The following is a 20261-nucleotide window of genomic DNA, read 5'->3' as shown; positions in this document are numbered from 1 at the left end:
CTATGCATCAATATTTTTTGCATATTGTGCATTTTCTTCTATAAACTCTCTTCTTGGTTCAACTTTATCACCCATTAATGTTGTAAATGTATCATCTAAAGTAATTGATTCATTATCAATTTTCACCTGAATTAAAATTCTATTATCTGGATGCATTGTTGTTTCCCATAGTTGATCAGCATTCATTTCACCAAGCCCTTTATATCTACTTAACTTGTAATTTTCACCTTTTATACCATCTAAAACTATTTTTAATTCTTTTTCATCATAAACATATCTTTCTTTTTTACCTTGAGTTACCTTAAATAGAGGTGGTTGTGCGATAAACACATTTCCATTTTCTATCAATGGTCTCAAATATCTATAGAAGAATGTTAACAATAAGGTATCGATGTGAGCACCATCAACGTCAGCATCTGTCATTATAATTATCTTACCGTAACGTAATTTTTCAATATTAAAATCTTCTCCGATTCCTGTACCAAAAGCTGTAATCAACGCTTTAATTTCATCGGAACTTAAAACTTTAGCTACTCTAGCTTTTTCAACATTCATAATTTTACCTTTAATTGGTAATATAGCTTGAGTTCTATTATCTCTACCCAGTTTTGCTGAACCACCAGCTGAATCCCCTTCGACTATAAAAATTTCATTTTCTGTAATATCTGTAGATTGACATTCTGCTAATTTTCCTGGAAGTGTTGTATTTGATAATATAGAATTTTGCTTTCTAGAGATATCTCTAGCTTTCTTTGAAGCTTCTCTTGCTCTTCTTGAAGCTTCACATTTATCAACTATTAATTTTGCAACCTTAGGATTTTCTTCCAAATATGCTGAAAATTTTTCTGTTAAGAATGAATCTACTATTCCTCTCATTTCTGAAGAACCCAATTTTCCTTTTGTTTGTCCTTCAAATTGAGGATTAGATAATTTAACAGCGACAATAGCTGTTATCCCTTCTCTAATATCTTCTCCCGAAAAGTTTTCATCTTTTTCTTTAAGCATTTCATATTCTCTAGCATAATTGTTTATAGTCTTTGTAAGACCTGATCTGAAACCTGTTAAATGAGTACCACCTTCACCGGTAAGAACTGTATTTGCAAAAGATAATATATTTTCAGAATACGCATCAGAATATTGAAATGCTATATCAACCTCAGAACCATCTACCATCCCCTTAAAATGAATAATATCATTGTGTAAAGGTGTCTTTTTAGAATTTAAGAACTCCACGAATGATGATAAACCACCTTCAGCTAAAAATACTTTTTTATATGTTTTTTCTTCTCGTTCATCTATAAGAGTAATTTTCAATCCTTCATTTAAGAAAGACATTTCTTGAAATCTTTTTTCTAATGTTTTTCTATTGAATTCTACAGTTTCAAAAATAGTATCATCTGGCCAAAATCTTACAGATGTACCAGTTTCTTCTGTAGCTTCATGTTTTACTAATTTTGTAGTTGCATCTCCACGCTTAAATTCTTGAGTATATCTAAAACCATCCCTTTTTACTTCTGCAACTAATTTATTTGAAAGTGCATTTACAACTGATACCCCTACACCGTGTAAACCACCCGAAAACGCATATGCTTCAGAGTCAAATTTACCACCAGCATGAAGGATTGTTAATACAGTTTCTAATGTTGATTTTCCTGTTGTGGCATGTTTTTTTACTGGAATACCTGATCCATTATCAGTAACTTCACAAGATCCATCTTTATGAATTTTTATTTCAATAGCATTTGCTCTACCTGCTAATGCCTCGTCAACTGAATTATCTACAACTTCATATACTAAATGATGTAGACCTCTTTCATCGGTAGAGCCAATATACATACCAGGTCTTACACGAACTGCTTCAAGTCCTTCTAAGACCCTGATGTTTTGTTCACCATAATTTGAATTTTTTGCCATTTTATTTCCTTTCGTTTATAACTTTCCCATCTATAATTTTATAAATATTTCCATTTAATCTTCTAAAATCAATATTTAATAAGGTATTTGTTGTAATTATGTTCTGGTATTTTTTAGATTTTTCAACTAATAACGCTGCCCTTGTATTATCAAGTTCTGAAAAAACATCATCCCATAAAAGTATTGGTTTTGTTTTAGTAATAGTTTCTATTAACTTTGCCTCTGCCAATTTTAATGATAACATTATAGTTCTCTGCTGTCCTTGTGAACCATAAATCTTAGCATCGTTTCCGTTTATATTAAAAACTAAGTCATCCTTATGCGGCCCAATAATGCTTGAAAATCTATTTATCTCTTTTTCTGTATTTTCTAAAATATTTTTTTTATAATTTTTTTGAATTATATCAAGATTAGAAAAATCTTTAGAATAATTATTTATATATTCTATATTTAATTCTTCTTTACCTGAACTTAATTCATAATGAAACTCTTTAGCATACTCTCTCAATATTTCCAAATATTTATATCTATATATCGCTATCTTTGAACCATATTCTACTAACTTCTGATTATATGTATCTAAAAGTTGATTAAAATATTTTGTTTTGTTATTTTTTAATAATTCATTTTTTTGACTTCTAATTTTGTTATAACTATAAAGATAATTTTTATAACTTATATCATTATTAGAAATAATATCATCTAAAAATCTTCTTCTCATTTGAGGTGTCTCTTTGACTATTAAAATTTCTTCCGGTGAAAATATTACAACTCCAAATTGACTTTTTAATTTACCTAGATTATTTATCTCTACTTCATTAATTCTTATTTTTTTCTTTTCTCTCTTAGATAGCTTTATCTCTACAATTTTCTTTTTTTCATTATTTAATATTTTAGCTTTTAAATATAATTGGTCTTTATTAAAATTTATTAATTCATTCTCTTTAAGATTTTTAAAACTATACCCCCTAGCACAAATATATATAGCTTCAAGTAAATTTGTCTTTCCCTGAGCATTCTTACCTACTAAAATATTTGTGTTATCATGAAAAAATATTGTTTCATCTTCATAATTTCTGTGGTTGATAAGTCTTAATTCTTTAATTATCATTATTCCTCTATTTCAATAGTATAATCTAAAACTTCTACTACATCCCCAATTCTAATTTTTTTACCTCTTTGAGTACAAATATCACCGTTAAATTTCACATTACCATCAACTATTAATTCTTTTGCTTCTCCACCAGTTTGAACTATGGAGGCATATTTTAATAATTGATCTAATTTTATAAATTCTGTTTTAATTTTTACTTTTTTATTCATAATTACCTCTTATTGAGAAAGTCTTACAGGTAAAACTAAGTATAAATAATTATCATCTTCATCTACTGGATAAATTGTCATTGGTGATAAAGGTGTAGTTAAATGAAGTACAACTTCATCTGAATCCATTTCCTTTAAACCATCTGTTAAATATTTTGTATTAAATGCTATCCTTAAATTTTCACCTTCTTGCTTTCCATAAATTTTTTCATCTAATTTTCCAAGTTCTGAATTAGAATTTATACTTATTTCTCCATCAACAAAATCAAGTTTTGTTAGACTGGCATTTGCACCAGTTGTTAATAATTGTGCTCTTTCTAAAGCATTTACTAAATCATTTCTATTTACAATTACCTTTGTACTATATGAATTGTTCAATATTTTATTGTAATCTATATATGGTTTATCTATTAATCTTGTAAATATTTTGGTATTTCCATTGATAAAAGCAATATGACCTTTCATAAATACAACATCTGTAGTTTTATCATCTAAAACTTTTGACAATTCATTAAATGCTTTTTTTGGTATTATACAAGAAAAATTTTCATTTGATGTAAAATCAAATTTTTTTATTGCCATTCTATACCCATCAAGACCAACGAATTTTAAATTATTATCTTTTAATTCAAACAATAATCCTGTAAGTGCCAATCTTGTTTCATCAATAGAAGTAGCAAACTTGGTTTCTCTAATAGCTTTTAATAAATCTTCATTATCTATAGTTAAATTCACTTTTTCTTCAATTTCAGGCAATGCTGGAAAATCCATAGAAGATTGGCTAGATATATTAAATACTGATTTTTGACATTTTATATTTACATTATCATTTTCTATAGTAATTTCTATAATATCATTAGGCATTTTTTTTATAATATTACCTATAATATTGGATTTTATTACTGCAGAACCTTCTTCCATAACATCACAATTAACTTTAGTTTCTACAGAAATTTCTAAATCTGTTGAAGTTAAAATTAATTGATCTTTAACAGCCTTAAATAATATACCTTCTAAAATTTGAATAGTTGATTTATTAGAAATAGCTTTTTGAGCAATAGAAATGTGTTTATCCAAATCAACTTTATTAATATTAAATTTCATTTTCACTCCTGTTATATATATTTTTAAATTAGTAATAATAGTAGTAGGGACGGTTGATAAGTGGATAACTAAATTAAATATTAAAATATAATAAAAAACATAGTTAATATCAATGTGGATAACTTATGAAAATATAATAGATTTATCCTAAGTTTTCAACATTATCGACTTTTTAATTTGGCAATGATATCCTCTACTTCTTTTTTTATTTCCCTATCAGTTTCTATTAAGGTTTTAATTTTATCATCCCCATGCATTACTGTCGTATGGTCTCTATTAAATGAATCAGCAACTTTAACTAGCGATATATTAGTTAACTTTCTAGATAAATGCATCGCTATCTGTCTAGGAATTGATATAGTTTTTTGTCTATTTTGTTTGATTAAATCGTCAGTTTTTAGATTATAATAATCAGCTACTGCGATTTTTATACTTTCTAATGTTATTGGTTTTTCTTTTTTTTCTTCAATAGCAAGAGCTGTCTTTGCAATTTCTAAAAATTCTTCATTATCTATATTATGATCAGATTTTTGACATATAATTTTATAGTAAGCCATAACTTTTAGTATTGCACCCTCTATATTTCTTATATTAGATGTAACATTTTGTGCAATGAACTCAATTACATTATTTGGTACATCATATTTCTCCATATTTATTTTATGTTTTATAATAGCTACTCTTGTTTCAAAATCTGGTTTTTGAATATCAGCAATCATTCCGCCACTAAATCTAGTAACAAGTCTTTCTTCTAACCCTTTTATCTCTTCAGGTCTCTTATCTGATGTGAAAATAATCTGTTTATTTGCTTGTTGTAAAGAATTAAAAGTATGAAAAATTTCTTCTTGAGTACTTTCTTTTCCAGATATAAATTGAATATCATCAATCATCAAAACATCACAATTTCTATATTTTTCTCTAAATATTTGAGAATTCATAACAGAATTTTTATTATCAGTAATTGTTGATATAAACTCATTAACAAAATTTTCACTTGTAGTGTAGATAACTTTTTTTTCTGGAGATTTTTCTAAAATTTTATGACCTATAGCTTGCATTAAATGAGTTTTACCTAAACCGGAATTTCCATAAATGAAAAATGGATTATAAATAGTTCCGGGATTTTCTGAAACACTAATAGCAATAGCAAGAGCTAAATCATTTGATTTACCTCTAACAAAATTTGCAAAAGTATTTTTTTTATCTAAATTATCAATATAAGAATATTTTAAAGGAGTGGTTTTATTAACTTTTTTATTAAGCTCATCTAGAGGTTCAGATAAATCAAAATTCTTTTGTCCATCTAATTGTTTATTTTCTATTTTTGTTGAGTTTTTAATTTGTTTAAATAAATCATCCTTCGTATCTAATAAAACTAAATTAGTTAATTCCCCATAATAGTTAGACAATTTATTTTCTATAGATTTTTTATATTTATCATTTACTATTTTTAAAATAAATGTAACTGAAGAATAAACATAAATTGTAGAATTAATCTTTTTTAGTGGAATTAAAGGTTTTATCCACGTATTGTAATGGACTTCAACCATTTCAAGAAAAAGTTCTTCTTGTACTTTTTCCCATATTTGATTTAAATTATCCATTTAACCTCCTTTTTTATAGTTATAAACATAGTTATCAACAATTTAAAACAAGTAAAATAAACATATTTAATGATTAACAAATAAGTTATCCACTTTAAATTTATTAAATGTGGAAAAAATAAATCCACAAAAAATATTATTGAAATTTATTGATTTTAGCAAAAAAAAATTAAACTTATAAACATTTAATCCACAAATGTGTATAACTTTTATTATTTTGTTAATAACTAGTACATATTTCTATATAATTATATCAACAAATACTAAAAAATACAAAAATTTAAAAGTTATCAACAAGTGTGGAAAAAATAATTTACGGTTTATTTTAATATAGGTATTATCTAAGCTTTATGCAAATTAAAACTATTATATTTGTTTTTTGTTGTAATAAATAAAAAAATTTTGATATAGTGTATGTGTTAAAAAATGAAAACGTCAACTATATTTTATATACTTACCCTTTTTGCTGAATTACCAGCAAAGAGGTTTTTTTAATAAAAATCTTTTATAAAAAAATATTTCATAATTTATATAATTATTAAAATAGAGAGAAATTAATCAATAAATTATTATTTTTAAACAAATTTCTAAAAAATAGGTATTATATTTGACAATATTTAATAAAGTAAATATAATACCTGACTTTTTGAGTTAGATATAAAAATATGGTGCTAAGCTAGATTTTAAAAACTATGGATTATTCATTCATACTTAAATTGTTTATGTGGTGTAACTAGTTTTTTTTTCTTCGGATAATTAGTTATAGATGTAGTCGACATTGTTATTGGATATAAATTTGTAATTCCTACTTTATAAAATTATGGCAGAAATGTGATAAAATGTTAACACCAATATTGTTACATTTTTTTTATAATTAAAAGCAGACAGATTTCAAAATTTTCCATGTTTTGTCCGTAAAATTTTGAATCTTTTGAAGAAAATAGCAGACAAAAAGCCTTTATTCGCCATTTTTGTCCGTAAATTTTAAGTAGAAATGTGAATTACTTCGATAAAAGCAGACGAAATTAATGAAATTTAACGTTTCATCCGTAAAAGGTGCTGATAATAGCAGATGAAAGTGTTAAAAATAGAGATTTCATCCGTAAAATAGTCAAAAATAGGGATGAAATTTTTTAGTTCTGATTTAATGAAAATCATATTAAACACATTAAATTTAAAAGCGGTAGAAGTTTGCATAAGGTCAATTTTTTTTTACAAAAAGACTATCATTAATATTTTTCATTTGGAAATATCCAATAAGCTTTTTAGGTGAATCATAATAAAATTCTTTTTATTTATAAATTATTATTTTTAAATAAATTCCCGAAAAATAGCTATTATACTTGACAATATTCAATAAAGCAAATATAATAAAAGTTAGCATTTTACAATAGATAATTATGTAAAATTGTAAAAGATTAAATAAGTTTACAAAATATTAGGAGGATTATTATGAAGAGAACTTATCAACCAAATAGAAGAAGTAGAGCAAAAAAACACGGGTTTAGATCAAGAATGTCTACTCCAACAGGAAGAAGAGTTTTAGCTGCTAGAAGACGTAAAGGTAGAAAACAATTATCAGCATAATTGAAATTTACACGGGAAAGTATTTATGGAAGAAAAATTTAGGATTAAAAATAATTTAGAATTTAAGAGATTGTATAATAGGTCGAAGAGATTTTACAATAAAGATTTTAAGATATTAGTATCAAATAATTCATATGAATATCCTAGATTTGGATTTACAATTACTAAAAAATACGGGAAAGCAAATAAAAGAAATGCGGTGCGTAGAAAATTAAAAGAAATAATAAGATTAAATCTTTCAAATTTTGAAAATGGGAAAGATTATATAATTGCACCCAAATACCATACTATTGATAAAACATATTCAGAATTGGAAAATTCTCTTAAACATGTAATAAGAGTTGCAAAGAGAGGCTAATATGAATAAATTCATGATGTTTTTAATCAAACTTTATAGAAAATATATATCCCCTATTTTAGGTAGTAATAAGTGTAAGTATACTCCCACATGTTCACAATATGCAATCGATGCATATACAAAACACAATTTCTTTAAGGCGACAGCAATGACGATTTGGAGAATTTTAAGATGTAACCCTTTTAGTAAAGGTGGTTATGATCCTGTTAAATAGGAGGAATTATGAATTTTTTAAATGATTTGTTAGGACAATTATTTAAATTCGTATATGAAACAGTAGAATCTTTTGGGCTAGGAAGTGCGCATATATCAAATTATGCATATGCATTAATAGTTATGGGATTATTTTATAAAGTAATTACTATACCTATGACTATTCAATCAGCTAGAAATGCAGAAAAACAAAGAAAAATGCAACCTGAGCTTGATAAAATAAAACAAAAATATGGATATGATCAACAAATTTATCAAAAGAAAATGATGGAATTCCAAAAAGAAAATAATATGATGCAAGGTTGTGGAGGAAGTTGTTTAACTTTCATAATCCAAATGGTAATTATTTTTGCATTATATAAAGTTATTCAAGATCCAAAGCCATATATACACAATTATGATAAAATAAGTAGAGTGTTCTTTTGGGTGCCAGACTTAGCAAAAGCTGATCCAACAGGATATTTACTACCATTAATAAACTCGGTATCACAATTAGGATTCCAATATTTCAATAGAAATAACATGGGTGCAGGAAACGCACAAATGAATAGTATGCAAACAATGATGTATATTATGCCAGTAATGTTCTTCTTTATATTTAGAACATTGCCAGCAGGTTTAGTATTATATTGGACAGTAGGTAACTTTGTAGAAATAATTATCAGAGGTGCGGGTTTATTAATAGGAAAGATTAAAGCAAGAGGATAATATTATGAAATCAATAATTAAATCAGCTAAAACTATTGAAGAAGCTATTGATTTAGGTATTAAAGAATTAGGTTTATCTAAAGATGAAGTAGAATATGAAATTTTAGAAGAACCAAGTAAGGGATTATTTGGTATCTTTGGTGGAAATGATGCGATAGTTAAAATAAAAGAAAAAGTAAATAATACTATTGATATCAAGGGTTTATTATCTGATGAAGAAGATTCATTTATGATTGATGAAACTGAATACGATTCAAATGATGAAGATGAAGAAGATAGTGATTTTGAAGATAGATTCAATAATTTAGAAGAAGACGAAGAACCAGAAGTGGCATATATTGTTGAAAAAACTGAAGAAGTTGAAATTATCGAACAATTTTCAAACGATAAAACAGATGAACATTCTTCATTATATGAATTAAATCAAGACTCTGATGATGAAGAATATGGATCAGAAGATGATTTATATGAAGAAGGTGCAGATTTAGAATTTATGCAAGAAGAAAATAAAGATGAAGAATTTGCGATATATACATCAGATGAATCAACATTAAAAAATACTAAAGATTTAGAATTTTCAGGTCAAGCTTCAGTAATTACAGATGAAGATGATTTACAAGTTGTTGCTGAAAAAGTAAAGAAAAATTTAGAAGATATTTTATTAAAAATGCATATAGAAACTAAAGTTTCTTATGAAACAAGTAGAGATAATATAATCAACTTAAATTTAAATGATATTTCTGAAAATGATACAGGAATAGTTATTGGAAGTAAAGGTGAAACATTAAATGCAATTCAATATGTATTGTCATTATTAACAAATAATAGTACAAATAAATTTTATAGAGTTACATTAAATGTTGGAGATTATAGAAATAGAAGAAAAAAATCTATAGAAAATAATGCTCAAAGAGTAGCATTTAAGGTATTGAAAACTAAAAAATCTATTGCATTAAAACCTATGAATTCATATGAAAGAAGAATAGTACATTATTCTTTACAAAACTACAAGGAAATAGAAACTGTGTCAACAGGAAAATTCCCAAATAGAAAAGTAGTGGTAAAATATAAAGGATAATCCTTAATAGCAAGATGGCTCCTATTGATATGTTTAATACATTTCTTTGGAGCTTTTTATTTTATAAAGGAGAAAATTATGGCGGAAAAGACAATAGCTGCTATATCAACAGCTACAGGTGAAGCTGGTATAGGAATCGTACGTATGTCAGGAGAAGAGTCATTTGATATAGCTAAAAAAATATTCAGAAATCCAAATAAAAAAAAAGTTGAAGACTTTAAGAATAGAAAATTAAACTATGGATATATCTTTGATAATGATGATAATATGATTGATGAGGTTTTATTAGCATTTATGAAAGGACCTCATACATATACTAGAGAAGACATAGTTGAAATATATTGCCACGGTGGTCATATTGCTGTAAAGAAAATATTAGATTTATTATTAAAAAGTGGAGCATATATGGCTGATAGAGGTGAATTTACTAAAAGAGCATTCTTAAATGGTCGTTTAGATTTATCACAAGCCGAAGCTGTAATAGATTTAATAGATGCTAAAACGGATAAAGCCTATGAGGCTTCCCTACTTCAATTAAAAGGAAGTGTCGCTTCTAAAGTTAAAGAAATTAAAACTAAAATGTTAGATTTAATGGCTAGAGTAGAATTTTCTATAAATTTTATGGAAGATTACGAAGATGACCTACCATTAAATCCATTATATGAAAAATCAGATAACATTCTTAAAGATTTGAATGAATTAATTAACTCATCAAATCAAGGACGAATATTAAAAGAAGGTATTAAAACAGCTATTATTGGAAAGCCAAATGTGGGTAAGTCTTCATTATTAAACGCTTTATTAAAGGAAAATAGAGCTATTGTAACAGATGTTGCAGGTACTACAAGAGATACAATTGAAGAATCATTAAATTTAGGTGGAGTATCTATAAATATAATTGATACTGCTGGTATTAGAGATACAGACGATTTGGTAGAATCTATAGGTGTTGAAAAAAGTATTCAAATTGCTAATTCTGCTGATTTAGTAATTGCAATATTTGATATGTCAAAGCATTTAGATAAAGAAGATGAAAAGATACTAGAACTACTTAATAACAAAAAATCAATTATATTATTAAATAAACAAGATTTAGAAATTAAGGCTGATAAAAAACAAATATTGTCAAATTTTGTAAACTCACCTGTTATTGATATGTCTATTGTACAGGAAAAAGGTATTAAGGACCTTGAAGCTTCAATTTTAGACATGTTTTTTGATGGTGAAATCAAAGTAAATAATACAGTTTTAATCACAAATATAAGACATAGAGATTTATTAATAAAAGCTAGAGATAACATAGTTTCAGCAGTTAATGATGTAAAAAAGGGTATACCATTAGATGCTGTAGAAATAGATTTTAGAAATGCATTTACTCAAATGGGAGAAATTACAGGAGAAACAATAGAAGAAGATATCTTAGATAAGATATTTAAGGATTTTTGTATTGGAAAATAGATAGTTATTAATTAAACAACTATCATTAAGGGAGACAAAATGGAAATTAAAAATTATATAGCTGATGAAGTTGACGTTGTTGTTATTGGAGCGGGACACTCAGGAATAGAAGCTGCCCTAGCAAGTGCAAGATTAGGTAAAAAGACAATAATGGCTACTATAAGCTTAGAATCTGTAGGTGATTTACCATGTAATCCAAATATTGGAGGAACAGGTAAAGGTCACTTAGTTAGAGAAATTGATGCTTTAGGCGGAGAAATGGCATTAAATATTGATAAAGCATCAATTCAATCAAAAATGTTAAATACATCTAAAGGTCCAGCAATTCATTCTTTAAGAGTACAAGCAGATAAAAGAATCTATCACGAAGAAATGAAGAAAGTTTTAGAAGCAGAACCTAATTTAAGATTAGTAGAAACGGAAATAGATGATATATTAGTTGAAGATGGTAAAGTTACTGGAGTAAAATCTGTAACAGGTGCTATTTATAAATCTAAGGCTGTTGTTGCTTGTACAGGTACTTATTTAAACGGACTCATATTAATGGGAGAATTGCAATACTCTTCAGGACCTCATGGTATGAAGCCTGCAACTCACCTATCAAAAAATTTAGAAAAATTAGGATTTGAATTAAGAAGATTTAAGACTGGAACTCCTGCGAGAGTTCATAAGAGATCATTAGATCTAAGTAAAATGATTCCACAATATGGTGATGAAAATCCAGTACCATTCTCATTTATGAATGTTGATAAAGATTTTAATTACAAACAAGAATTATGTTATCAAACACACACAACACCTGAAACACATGAAATAATTAGAAGAGAATTGTATAGATCCCCTATGTATTCTGGAGTAATAGAAGGAATTGGTCCAAGATATTGCCCATCTATTGAAGATAAAGTAGTAAGATTTTCAGACAAAGATCAACATATTATATTTATTGAACCAGAAGGCAGATCAACAAGTGAAATGTATGTTCAAGGAGCTTCCTCAACACTACCAGTTGAAGTTCAACAAGAATTTTACAAAACTATTGTAGGTTTAGAGAATGTTGAGTTTATGAGACCAGCACATGGTATAGAATATGACTGTTTAGATGCGACAACATTAAAATCAAACTTAGAATGTGTTCATATAAAAAATCTATTCTTTGCTGGTCAAATAAATGGTACATCAGGATATGAAGAAGCTGGAGCTCAAGGATTAATGGCTGGTATAAATGCTGTTTTATCTATAGATGGTAAAGAACCATTTGTATTAGATAGATCAGAAGCATATATTGGAGTATTGATAGATGATTTAGTTACTAAAAATCAGAGAGAACCATATAGAATGATGACATCCAGAGCTGAATATAGATTAACATTAAGACAAGATAATGCTGATTTGAGACTTACTCAAAAAGGATATGATTTAGGATTAGTTTCTGAAGAAAGATATAAATTGATGGTTGAAAAGAAGGAAACTATAGAAAAAGAAATAGAAAGACTTAAAAATGTAATTTTAACTCCTACTTCAGAAACAAATGAAATTTTAAAAAATTTAGGAACTCAAGAAATAAAGACCGCTGTAACGCTTTATGAGCTTATAAAAAGACCTGAGTTGACCTATGAGTCGTTAGAGGTACTAGATCCTCTTAGAACTCAAATAAAGAAGCCTTACGTGTTAGAAGTTCAAACTCAGATAAAATATGAAGGATATATTAAGAAACAAAATATGCAAATAGATCAATTTAAAAAGATGGAAAATAAAAAATTAAATTTTATTGAAGACTATACTAAAATTGATGGATTAAAAAAAGAAGCTGCTGAAAAGTTAAATATTATTAGACCGGATTCAGTTGGACAAGCTTCAAGAATGCCAGGTGTAACACCTGCAGATATAAATGTTATATTAATTTATCTTGAAGTGCAAAGAAGGAAGAATAATAATGAATAATAATTTTTTTATAGAATATGGTTATGAGTTAACTGATATACAAGTGCAAAAATTTGATGATTTTTACAGATTATTAGAAGAATGGAATTATAAAATAGACATTACTAAAATTGTAGAACCTGAAGAAGTGTATATCAAGCATTTTCTTGATTCACTTTTAATAACAAAATCAGGAGTTATTGAAAAAAATCAAAACATTATTGACATAGGTACTGGAGGTGGATTTCCAGGAATACCACTAAAAATATACAATGATTCATTAAATTTCGTTTTATTAGATAGCTTAAAGAAAAGAATTAATTTTTTAGATGTTGTAGTAGAAAAATTGAATTTAGATAATGTAGTTCCCCTACATGGCAGAGCTGAAGAAGCTGCTAGAAAAGAAGGTATTAGAGAATCGTTTGATATTGCAACATCCAGAGCTGTTGCACCTATGCAAACTTTACTAGAATATTGCCTACCTTTTGTTAAAGTTGGTGGATATTTTATAGCTATGAAAGGTCCAAATTATAAGGAAGAACTTAAAATATCTAAATCAGCCATAAAACTACTTGGTGGTATGTTAGATAGAGTTATAGAATATGAATTGCCTAATAATTTAGGAAAAAGAAGTTTAATTATAATCAAAAAAATAAAAGCCACTCCATATAGATTTCCAAGATCTGGAGGAAAACCAAAATCTAAACCATTAAACTAATTTAAGAAGTTGTTATGCAATGAATTTTACATAACAACTTTTTTATTTTCTTCTTTTATTTTAGCTGTATATTTTTAGCTTAAAGGTTTTATATCAAAAATTTAAGTGTTAGATAAAATGTTTCATATGAAACATTAAAAAAATTAAATCTAATATAATAGATATAAAATGTTTCATATGAAACTTTTTATAGTAAATAACATAAAATTTAATGTATTAAATAATAAATTGTTTCATATGAAACAATTTAAAATATTAAATTCAATATATTAATTAATTATGATATAATTAATAACGAGGTGTTTATGAAAGTTATATCGATTTTTAATCAAAAAGGTGGTGTTGGAAAAACAACAACAGTTGTGAATCTTGCGTCAGCATTAGGGAAAAAAAAGAAAAAAGTCTTAGTAATAGATCTTGATCCACAAGGAAACAGTACATCGGGCTTAGGATTAAATAGAAATGAACTTGAATTTAGTGTTTATGATTTATTACTTGATGATTACGATTTAAGACCATTGGATACAAGCTCTGAAAATGTTAAAATATTACCATCTAATGCAAATTTATCAGGATTTGAAATAGAAGCTGTATCATTTATAAATAGAGAGCAATTATTGTTTAAATATCTTAAAAATAAGGACGAATATGATATAGTTTTAATTGACTGTCCTCCATCATTAGGTTTATTAAGTATAAATGCTCTAGTTGCTAGTGATTCTGTTATAATTCCAATTCAAAGTGAATATTATGCATTAGAAGGTGTTTCACAATTAATGCAAACATTTGATTTAATAAAAAACAGTTTGAATAGTAATTTAGAAATAGAAGGTGTTGTAATTTCAATGTTTGACGGAAGAAATAATTTATCATTAGATGTTGTAGAAGAAGTGAAAAAATATTTTAAGGATAAAGTATTTAAGACTATAATCCCTAGAAATATAAGATTGGCAGAAGCTCCATCTCACGGATTATCAATTATCGATTATGATAAAAATTCTAAAGGGGCAAAAGCATATATAAAATTAGCAAATGAATTAATAAAACAGAATAAGTAGGTGGACATGGTAAGAAGAAAAGGTTTAGGAAAAGGTCTAGGGGCATTAATTCCTGAAAAAAACTTCGATGAAAATAATAGTGATTTTGAAAAAATTCAAAAAATAGATATTAATAAAATCGAAGTGAGTGAAAGTAACCCAAGAAAAAATTTTGATGATGAAGCTATAAATAGTTTAGCTGATTCTATAAAACTTTATGGTATTTTACAGCCATTAGTTTTAATAAAAAATGTAGATCAATATAAAATTGTAGCAGGTGAAAGACGATTTAGAGCTGCTAAAATTGCTGGTTTAGAAACAGTTCCAGCAGTAATAAGAGAATTAAATGATAAAGATAAAGATATGATTTCCATGGTTGAAAACATACAAAGAGAAGATTTAAATCCTTATGAAGAAGCGCAAGCGTATGAGAATATTATGAAATTACATAATTTAACTCAAGAAGAATTGAGTAAAGTTATAGGAAAGTCAAGAACATATATTGCAAATATTGTTAGATTATTATCACTTGATGATTTCACTATTGCCGAACTTGAACAAGGAAATATAACTTCTTCACAAGGAAGGGCATTATTAGGAATTAAAGATATTTTTGAAAGAAAAAAATATTTGGATATGCTTATTAGAAAAGAAATTACAGTAAATGAAATTGAGAAAAAATCTTCCAAAAAAGTAAAAAAAATAATTAAAAAAGATGTCTTTGTTAAAGATATAGAGGATAGATTGAAAGAGTCACTAGGTGCAAAAGTTGATGTTAAAAAATCAAAGAATAAATGGAAAATTAATATTGAATTTTCTAGTGATGAACAGATTGAAGAATTTTTAGAAAGATATGGAGTGAATGAATAAAATGGATATTTTTTTATTATTTATAATATTTATTATGATGATAATTATTTCTATCTCTGCATTGAAGATAATTAATTTAGGGAATAAAATGGATAGAATGAGATCTAGATATGATAAATTGTTACGTGGTAGAGGAGAATTAAATATAGAAGAAATATTATTAAAACATAATGATGAAATAAATGATATTTCAAATAAAAATGATAGAATAGAAAGTTTTTATGCTAACATAAAAAACGATTTTGAAGAAAATACTAACTCGATGTATTCTGATATTAATAAATTAACTGATGACTTAGTAACAAAACAAAATAGAGAGATAGAACAACTTCAAAATGAATATGCTGATTTTAAAAATACATTAAATGATGACTATGATAAGAAAATGAAGTATATAAATGAAAAATTATCATTTGCAATGCAAAAACATATTTTGCATAAATATGATGCTTTTGAAAATCAAACAGGCAAATTGTCATTTACATTTATTTTACTTGACCAATTTAATAATGGTATAATGATTACGTCTATTAATGGTAGAGATAGTTCGTATACCTATTCTAAATATATTAAAAATGGAAATCCTGATGCAGAATGCTCTACAGATGAATATGATGCGCTAAATATGTTGTTAGGAAAATAAAAAAGGAGAAATTATGAGTTTATCACTTATTGAAAGTTTAAAAAAATCAATTGAAGGAAAGAATATAAAAATTGTTTTACCAGAAGGGGAAGACAATAGAATTTTAAAAGCAGCTGTTAAACTAAAGAGAGAAAATGTTTTAACTCCTATTCTATTGGGAAATAAAGATGAAATATTAAAAGAAGCTAATAAGTTATCTTTAGGAGCAGAAATTGAAAAAGTTGAAATTAGAGATCCAGAAAATGATCCTAAATTTGATGAATATGTAGAGGCTTTTGTTGAATTAAGAAAGGGAAAAAATACAAAAGAACAAGCAGCTCAAATGTTAAAAGATGTAAATTATTTTGGGACTATGATGGTTCAATTAGGTGAAGCTGATGGTATGGTTTCGGGTGCTATTCATACAACTGGAGATACTGTAAGACCGGCATTACAAATAATCAAAACTAAACCAGGGGTTTCAAGAACATCGGGGGCAATGGTAATGCTTGGAAAACAAGGAGAAAAATATTTATTTGCTGATATAGCTATTAATACAACATTAGATGCACAACAACTAGGAGAAATAGCAGTTATATCATCACAAACAGCTAAAGTTTTTGGTATTAATCCAAAAGTTGCATTATTATCATTTTCAACAAATGGTTCAGCCATAACACCTGAATCACAAAAGGTAGCTGAAGCAGCTAAAATTGCAAAACAAATAGTTGAAGAGCAAGGTTTAAATGTACCGATAGATGGAGAAATGCAATTTGATGCAGCTGTTTCATCAACAGTAGCAGACTTAAAATTCCCTTCATCAAATGTAGCAGGGTATGCAAATACATTTATATTTCCAACATTAGAAGCAGGAAATATTGGATATAAAATCGCTCAAAGACTTGGGGGGTATACAGCGGTAGGACCAATTTTACAAGGATTGAAAAAGCCGGTTAATGACTTATCTAGAGGATGTAATTCAGAAGATGTTTACTTAACATCAATCGTTACAGCTGCTCAATCATTACAATAATTATTATGCCTGGTCTAAAGATCAGGCTTTTTTATAAGGAGAAATTTATGTTGTGTGGAATAATTGGAGCAATGCCAAAAGAAGTAGAAGCAATTAAAGATAAGATGTTAAATATAAAAGAAGAAAATATTCAAGGGGTTGATTTTTATTTTGGTAAAATTAATAATCATGATGTTATTCTTACTAAAAGTGGAGTTGGTAAAGTAAATGCAAGTATTATTACAACTTTAATGATAATGACATATCATCCTGATTACATAGTAAATATTGGAACGGCAGGAGGAATGTTAAAAGAACAAAATACCTTGGATATTGTAATTTCCGAAAATGTAATACAGCATGATTTTGATACTTCATATATTGATGGAAAAGCCGGAATTGGAATTACAACAAAATCTGATGAATTACTTAGAAATAAAGTAAAAGAATCATTTTTAAAAAATAAAGTTGATTTTAATATATATTTTGGAGATATAATAAGTGGAGATGTTTTTGTAGGAGAAGAAGTTAAGGTTTTGGAATTAAAAGAAAAATTTCCAACTGCGATTGCATGCGAAATGGAAGCTGCTGCAATAGGGTATACTTGTGATAGGTTTAATATTCCATTTATAATAATTAGATCACTTTCTGATATAGTTTATCATAATAATAGTAATATTGATTTTATGAAAAATGTTGAAATTACAAGTAAGAGATCTGCTGATATGCTTGAAGAATTTTTGAAATAAATATCATCACATTTATAACAATGTAAATGTTATCAAATATAAACGTTTTAATAAAATGTTTATAAATAAAACATTTTATTATATAATGAAATATATTATTAATTTAGTTTAACATTATGTAATTTTAAGGAGTTAAAATGAACAAATCTAAAAGACAAGAAGCAATCACGACTCTTGTTAATAAAAAGGGAAGCGTAAGAGTTTCGGATATTGTTGAATTGTTAGGTGTAACAGATATGACTGTAAGAAGGGATCTTGCTGAATTGGAAAAGCAAGGTGTTTTAACAAAAATACATGGGGGCGCAAGGACTAATAATTCTTATAAATATTTAGAAATATCTCATGACGAAAAGCATATGTATAATATGGCTGAAAAACTATATATAGCAAAAAAAGCCTCTAATCTTATACAAGATGGAGACACAATATATTTAGGCCCTGGGACAACTGTTGAACTTTTAGCTAAAGAAATCAAAAATAAAAAAATAAGAATAATTACAAATTGTCTTCCGGTTTTTAATATATTACTTGAAAAGAAGACTGAGTTATTTCAAGTTTTTCTATTAGGAGGAGAAAAAAGACGTTTAACAGAGGCTTTTGTAGGAGAAATAACTTATACGATATTAAATACTATGAGATTTACAAAATCATTTTTCGGAGCTAATGCTGTAAAAGAAAATGATGTAATGGCATCAAATTATGAAGAAGCTTTTACTCAAACGCTAGCATTAAATAATTCGGTTGAAAAATATTTATTAATAGATTCGTCTAAAATTGATAGGGAAGATTTTGTAACTTTTTTTAAATTGAGTGATACTACTGCGGTTATTACAAACGAAAAAGATAATGATAAAATAAAAAGTTTATCTTTATTTACAGAAGTGATTAATTAGTTATAATAAAACAAAAAATCAACATTGATGTTTAACAATTGAACATTAATGTTGATTTTTTGTTTTATTTATTTTATAATTAAGATAACCGAAAAACGTTATCATAAAATAGGAGGTTGTATGAGGGTTATTGTAGGTTCAATTCAAAGCTCTAAAGTATTGAAAAATAAAATTTTAGATTTTATAAAAGCTGAAAAGAAGGAGGTAATAGATTTAAGTAGAGAAGATGATGATTTTGTTTCATTGACACTTGATATTGTTAAAGAAATAAGAAAAAATCCAGATGATTTAGCTATTATTATTGATGAATATGGTGTCGGAAGTTTTATTGTTGCTACAAAAGTTAAAGGAATTATTGCAGCAAATGTATCAGAAGAAAGAAGTGCATATATGACGAGAAGTCATAATAATGCAAGGGTTTTAACCTTGGGGTCACTTATAGTAGGTGAAAAATTAGCAATTAATATAGTTAATTCATTTATTTATGGAAAATATGATGCTGGAAGACATCAAATCAGAGTAGATATGTTAAATAAAATGTGTTAGGAGGTGATATATGAAAATAGCAATTGGTTGTGATCATATCGTCACAGATGAAAAAAATAAGGTAATTAAACATTTAATAGATAATGGACATGAAGTGTTTGATGTTGGGACATATGACTATGATAGGACGCATTATCCAATATATGGTAAAAAAGTAGGATATGCAGTAAGAAATGGAAAAGCTGATTTAGGTATTTGTATTTGTGGTACAGGTGTTGGAATTAATAATGCCGTTAATAAAGTTAAAGGTATTAGAGCAGCGCTTGTAAGGGATATGACAAGTGCAATATATGCCAAAGAAAAACTTAATGCAAATGTTATTGGGTTTGGAGGAAAAATAACTGGTGAATTTCTGATGAATGATATTATAGATGCATTTATAAACACAAAGTATAAAGATACACCAGAAAATAAATTAATTTTAGAAAAAATTGCTTGTGTGGAAACTGAAGCACTAAATCAAGAGGATGAAGGATTTTTTGATGAATTCATTGAAAAGTGGGATAAAGGAGAATACGGCAATTGATTATAAGTTAAAATTTATAGA

21 protein-coding genes are annotated in these 20261 nt (G+C 26.7%); 16 read left to right on the top strand and 5 right to left on the bottom strand.

The features are described 5' to 3' along the window. The 5 genes from gyrB to dnaA all read right to left on the bottom strand — a co-directional run bounded on the left by gyrB (window position 1) and on the right by dnaA (window position 5945). Window positions 1-1914, bottom strand: a complete 1914-nt coding sequence (gyrB, locus tag ABGF48_RS03580; protein ID WP_408104976.1) for a DNA topoisomerase (ATP-hydrolyzing) subunit B — start codon at window positions 1912-1914, stop codon at window positions 1-3. 1 nt (window position 1915) lies between these two features. Continuing rightward, window positions 1916-3025: a DNA replication/repair protein RecF gene (recF, locus tag ABGF48_RS03575; protein ID WP_408104975.1), complete on the bottom strand. Its 1110-nt coding sequence runs from the start codon at window positions 3023-3025 to the stop codon at window positions 1916-1918. Then, window positions 3025-3237 carry an RNA-binding S4 domain-containing protein gene (locus ABGF48_RS03570; protein ID WP_408104974.1) on the bottom strand — a complete coding sequence of 71 codons (213 nt, stop codon included), beginning with the start codon at window positions 3235-3237 and terminating at the stop codon, window positions 3025-3027. Before ABGF48_RS03570 ends, recF begins: the two co-directional genes overlap by 1 nt. Window positions 3238-3246: 9 nt before the next feature. After that, entirely contained in the window at window positions 3247-4341 is a 1095-nt protein-coding gene (dnaN, locus tag ABGF48_RS03565; RefSeq protein ID WP_408104973.1) for a DNA polymerase III subunit beta, read from the bottom strand. Between the two features lie 161 nt (window positions 4342-4502). Then, a complete protein-coding gene (gene dnaA, locus ABGF48_RS03560; protein WP_408104972.1) occupies window positions 4503-5945 on the bottom strand; it encodes a chromosomal replication initiator protein DnaA in 1443 nt (480 codons plus the stop codon). 1452 nt (window positions 5946-7397) lie between these two features. Here dnaA and rpmH point away from each other — a divergent pair. From rpmH to lacB, 16 genes are all read left to right on the top strand, one after another. Then, window positions 7398-7532, top strand: coding sequence for a 50S ribosomal protein L34 (gene rpmH / locus ABGF48_RS03555; protein ID WP_134710830.1), 135 nt, complete (start codon window positions 7398-7400; stop codon window positions 7530-7532). Window positions 7533-7557: 25 nt separating this feature from the next. After that, a complete protein-coding gene (rnpA, locus tag ABGF48_RS03550) occupies window positions 7558-7890 on the top strand; it encodes a ribonuclease P protein component (RefSeq protein ID WP_408104971.1) in 333 nt (110 codons plus the stop codon). A 1-nt stretch (window position 7891) separates the two neighbouring features. Further along, entirely contained in the window at window positions 7892-8104 is a 213-nt protein-coding gene (gene yidD / locus ABGF48_RS03545; RefSeq protein WP_408104970.1) for a membrane protein insertion efficiency factor YidD, read from the top strand. An 8-nt stretch (window positions 8105-8112) separates the two neighbouring features. Then, window positions 8113-8811 carry a YidC/Oxa1 family membrane protein insertase gene (locus tag ABGF48_RS03540; protein ID WP_408104969.1) on the top strand — a complete coding sequence of 233 codons (699 nt, stop codon included), beginning with the start codon at window positions 8113-8115 and terminating at the stop codon, window positions 8809-8811. A gap of 4 nt (window positions 8812-8815) precedes the next feature. Further along, window positions 8816-9889: an RNA-binding cell elongation regulator Jag/EloR gene (gene jag / locus ABGF48_RS03535; protein WP_408104968.1), complete on the top strand. Its 1074-nt coding sequence runs from the start codon at window positions 8816-8818 to the stop codon at window positions 9887-9889. Between the two features lie 78 nt (window positions 9890-9967). Beyond that, window positions 9968-11347 (top strand): tRNA uridine-5-carboxymethylaminomethyl(34) synthesis GTPase MnmE, encoded by a 1380-nt coding sequence (mnmE, locus tag ABGF48_RS03530; RefSeq protein ID WP_408104967.1) that lies wholly within the window; start codon window positions 9968-9970, stop codon window positions 11345-11347. A gap of 39 nt (window positions 11348-11386) precedes the next feature. Then, window positions 11387-13288, top strand: a complete 1902-nt coding sequence (gene mnmG / locus ABGF48_RS03525; protein ID WP_408104966.1) for a tRNA uridine-5-carboxymethylaminomethyl(34) synthesis enzyme MnmG — start codon at window positions 11387-11389, stop codon at window positions 13286-13288. Continuing rightward, on the top strand, window positions 13281-13985 hold the full coding sequence (rsmG, locus tag ABGF48_RS03520) for a 16S rRNA (guanine(527)-N(7))-methyltransferase RsmG (RefSeq protein ID WP_408104965.1): 705 nt from the start codon (window positions 13281-13283) through the stop codon (window positions 13983-13985). Before mnmG ends, rsmG begins: the two co-directional genes overlap by 8 nt. Before the next feature lie 305 nt (window positions 13986-14290). After that, the gene (locus ABGF48_RS03515; protein WP_408104964.1) at window positions 14291-15043 is read left to right on the top strand and encodes a ParA family protein; all 753 of its coding nucleotides are present in this window, start codon (window positions 14291-14293) and stop codon (window positions 15041-15043) included. Between the two features lie 6 nt (window positions 15044-15049). After that, window positions 15050-15892 (top strand): ParB/RepB/Spo0J family partition protein, encoded by an 843-nt coding sequence (locus ABGF48_RS03510; protein WP_408104963.1) that lies wholly within the window; start codon window positions 15050-15052, stop codon window positions 15890-15892. A gap of 1 nt (window position 15893) precedes the next feature. Continuing rightward, on the top strand, window positions 15894-16535 hold the full coding sequence (locus tag ABGF48_RS03505; RefSeq protein WP_408104962.1) for a DUF4446 family protein: 642 nt from the start codon (window positions 15894-15896) through the stop codon (window positions 16533-16535). Between the two features lie 13 nt (window positions 16536-16548). Next, window positions 16549-17547 carry a phosphate acetyltransferase gene (pta, locus tag ABGF48_RS03500; RefSeq protein ID WP_408104961.1) on the top strand — a complete coding sequence of 333 codons (999 nt, stop codon included), beginning with the start codon at window positions 16549-16551 and terminating at the stop codon, window positions 17545-17547. A gap of 47 nt (window positions 17548-17594) precedes the next feature. Next, window positions 17595-18275 carry a 5'-methylthioadenosine/adenosylhomocysteine nucleosidase gene (locus tag ABGF48_RS03495; protein WP_408104960.1) on the top strand — a complete coding sequence of 227 codons (681 nt, stop codon included), beginning with the start codon at window positions 17595-17597 and terminating at the stop codon, window positions 18273-18275. Window positions 18276-18412: 137 nt separating this feature from the next. Further along, window positions 18413-19168 (top strand): DeoR/GlpR family DNA-binding transcription regulator, encoded by a 756-nt coding sequence (locus ABGF48_RS03490; RefSeq protein WP_134710843.1) that lies wholly within the window; start codon window positions 18413-18415, stop codon window positions 19166-19168. A 120-nt stretch (window positions 19169-19288) separates the two neighbouring features. Beyond that, window positions 19289-19714 carry a galactose-6-phosphate isomerase subunit LacA gene (gene lacA / locus ABGF48_RS03485; protein WP_408104959.1) on the top strand — a complete coding sequence of 142 codons (426 nt, stop codon included), beginning with the start codon at window positions 19289-19291 and terminating at the stop codon, window positions 19712-19714. 10 nt (window positions 19715-19724) lie between these two features. Next, window positions 19725-20240 (top strand): galactose-6-phosphate isomerase subunit LacB, encoded by a 516-nt coding sequence (gene lacB, locus ABGF48_RS03480; protein ID WP_408104958.1) that lies wholly within the window; start codon window positions 19725-19727, stop codon window positions 20238-20240. Window positions 20241-20261: the final 21 nt, after the last annotated feature.

The sequence above is a fragment of the Helcococcus bovis genome, from assembly GCF_046035835.1.
Taxonomy (GTDB): domain Bacteria; phylum Bacillota; class Clostridia; order Tissierellales; family Peptoniphilaceae; genus Helcococcus; species Helcococcus bovis.
Note: the sequence above shows the minus strand (reverse complement) of the source record. Positions and strands in the feature narration are given on the sequence as shown.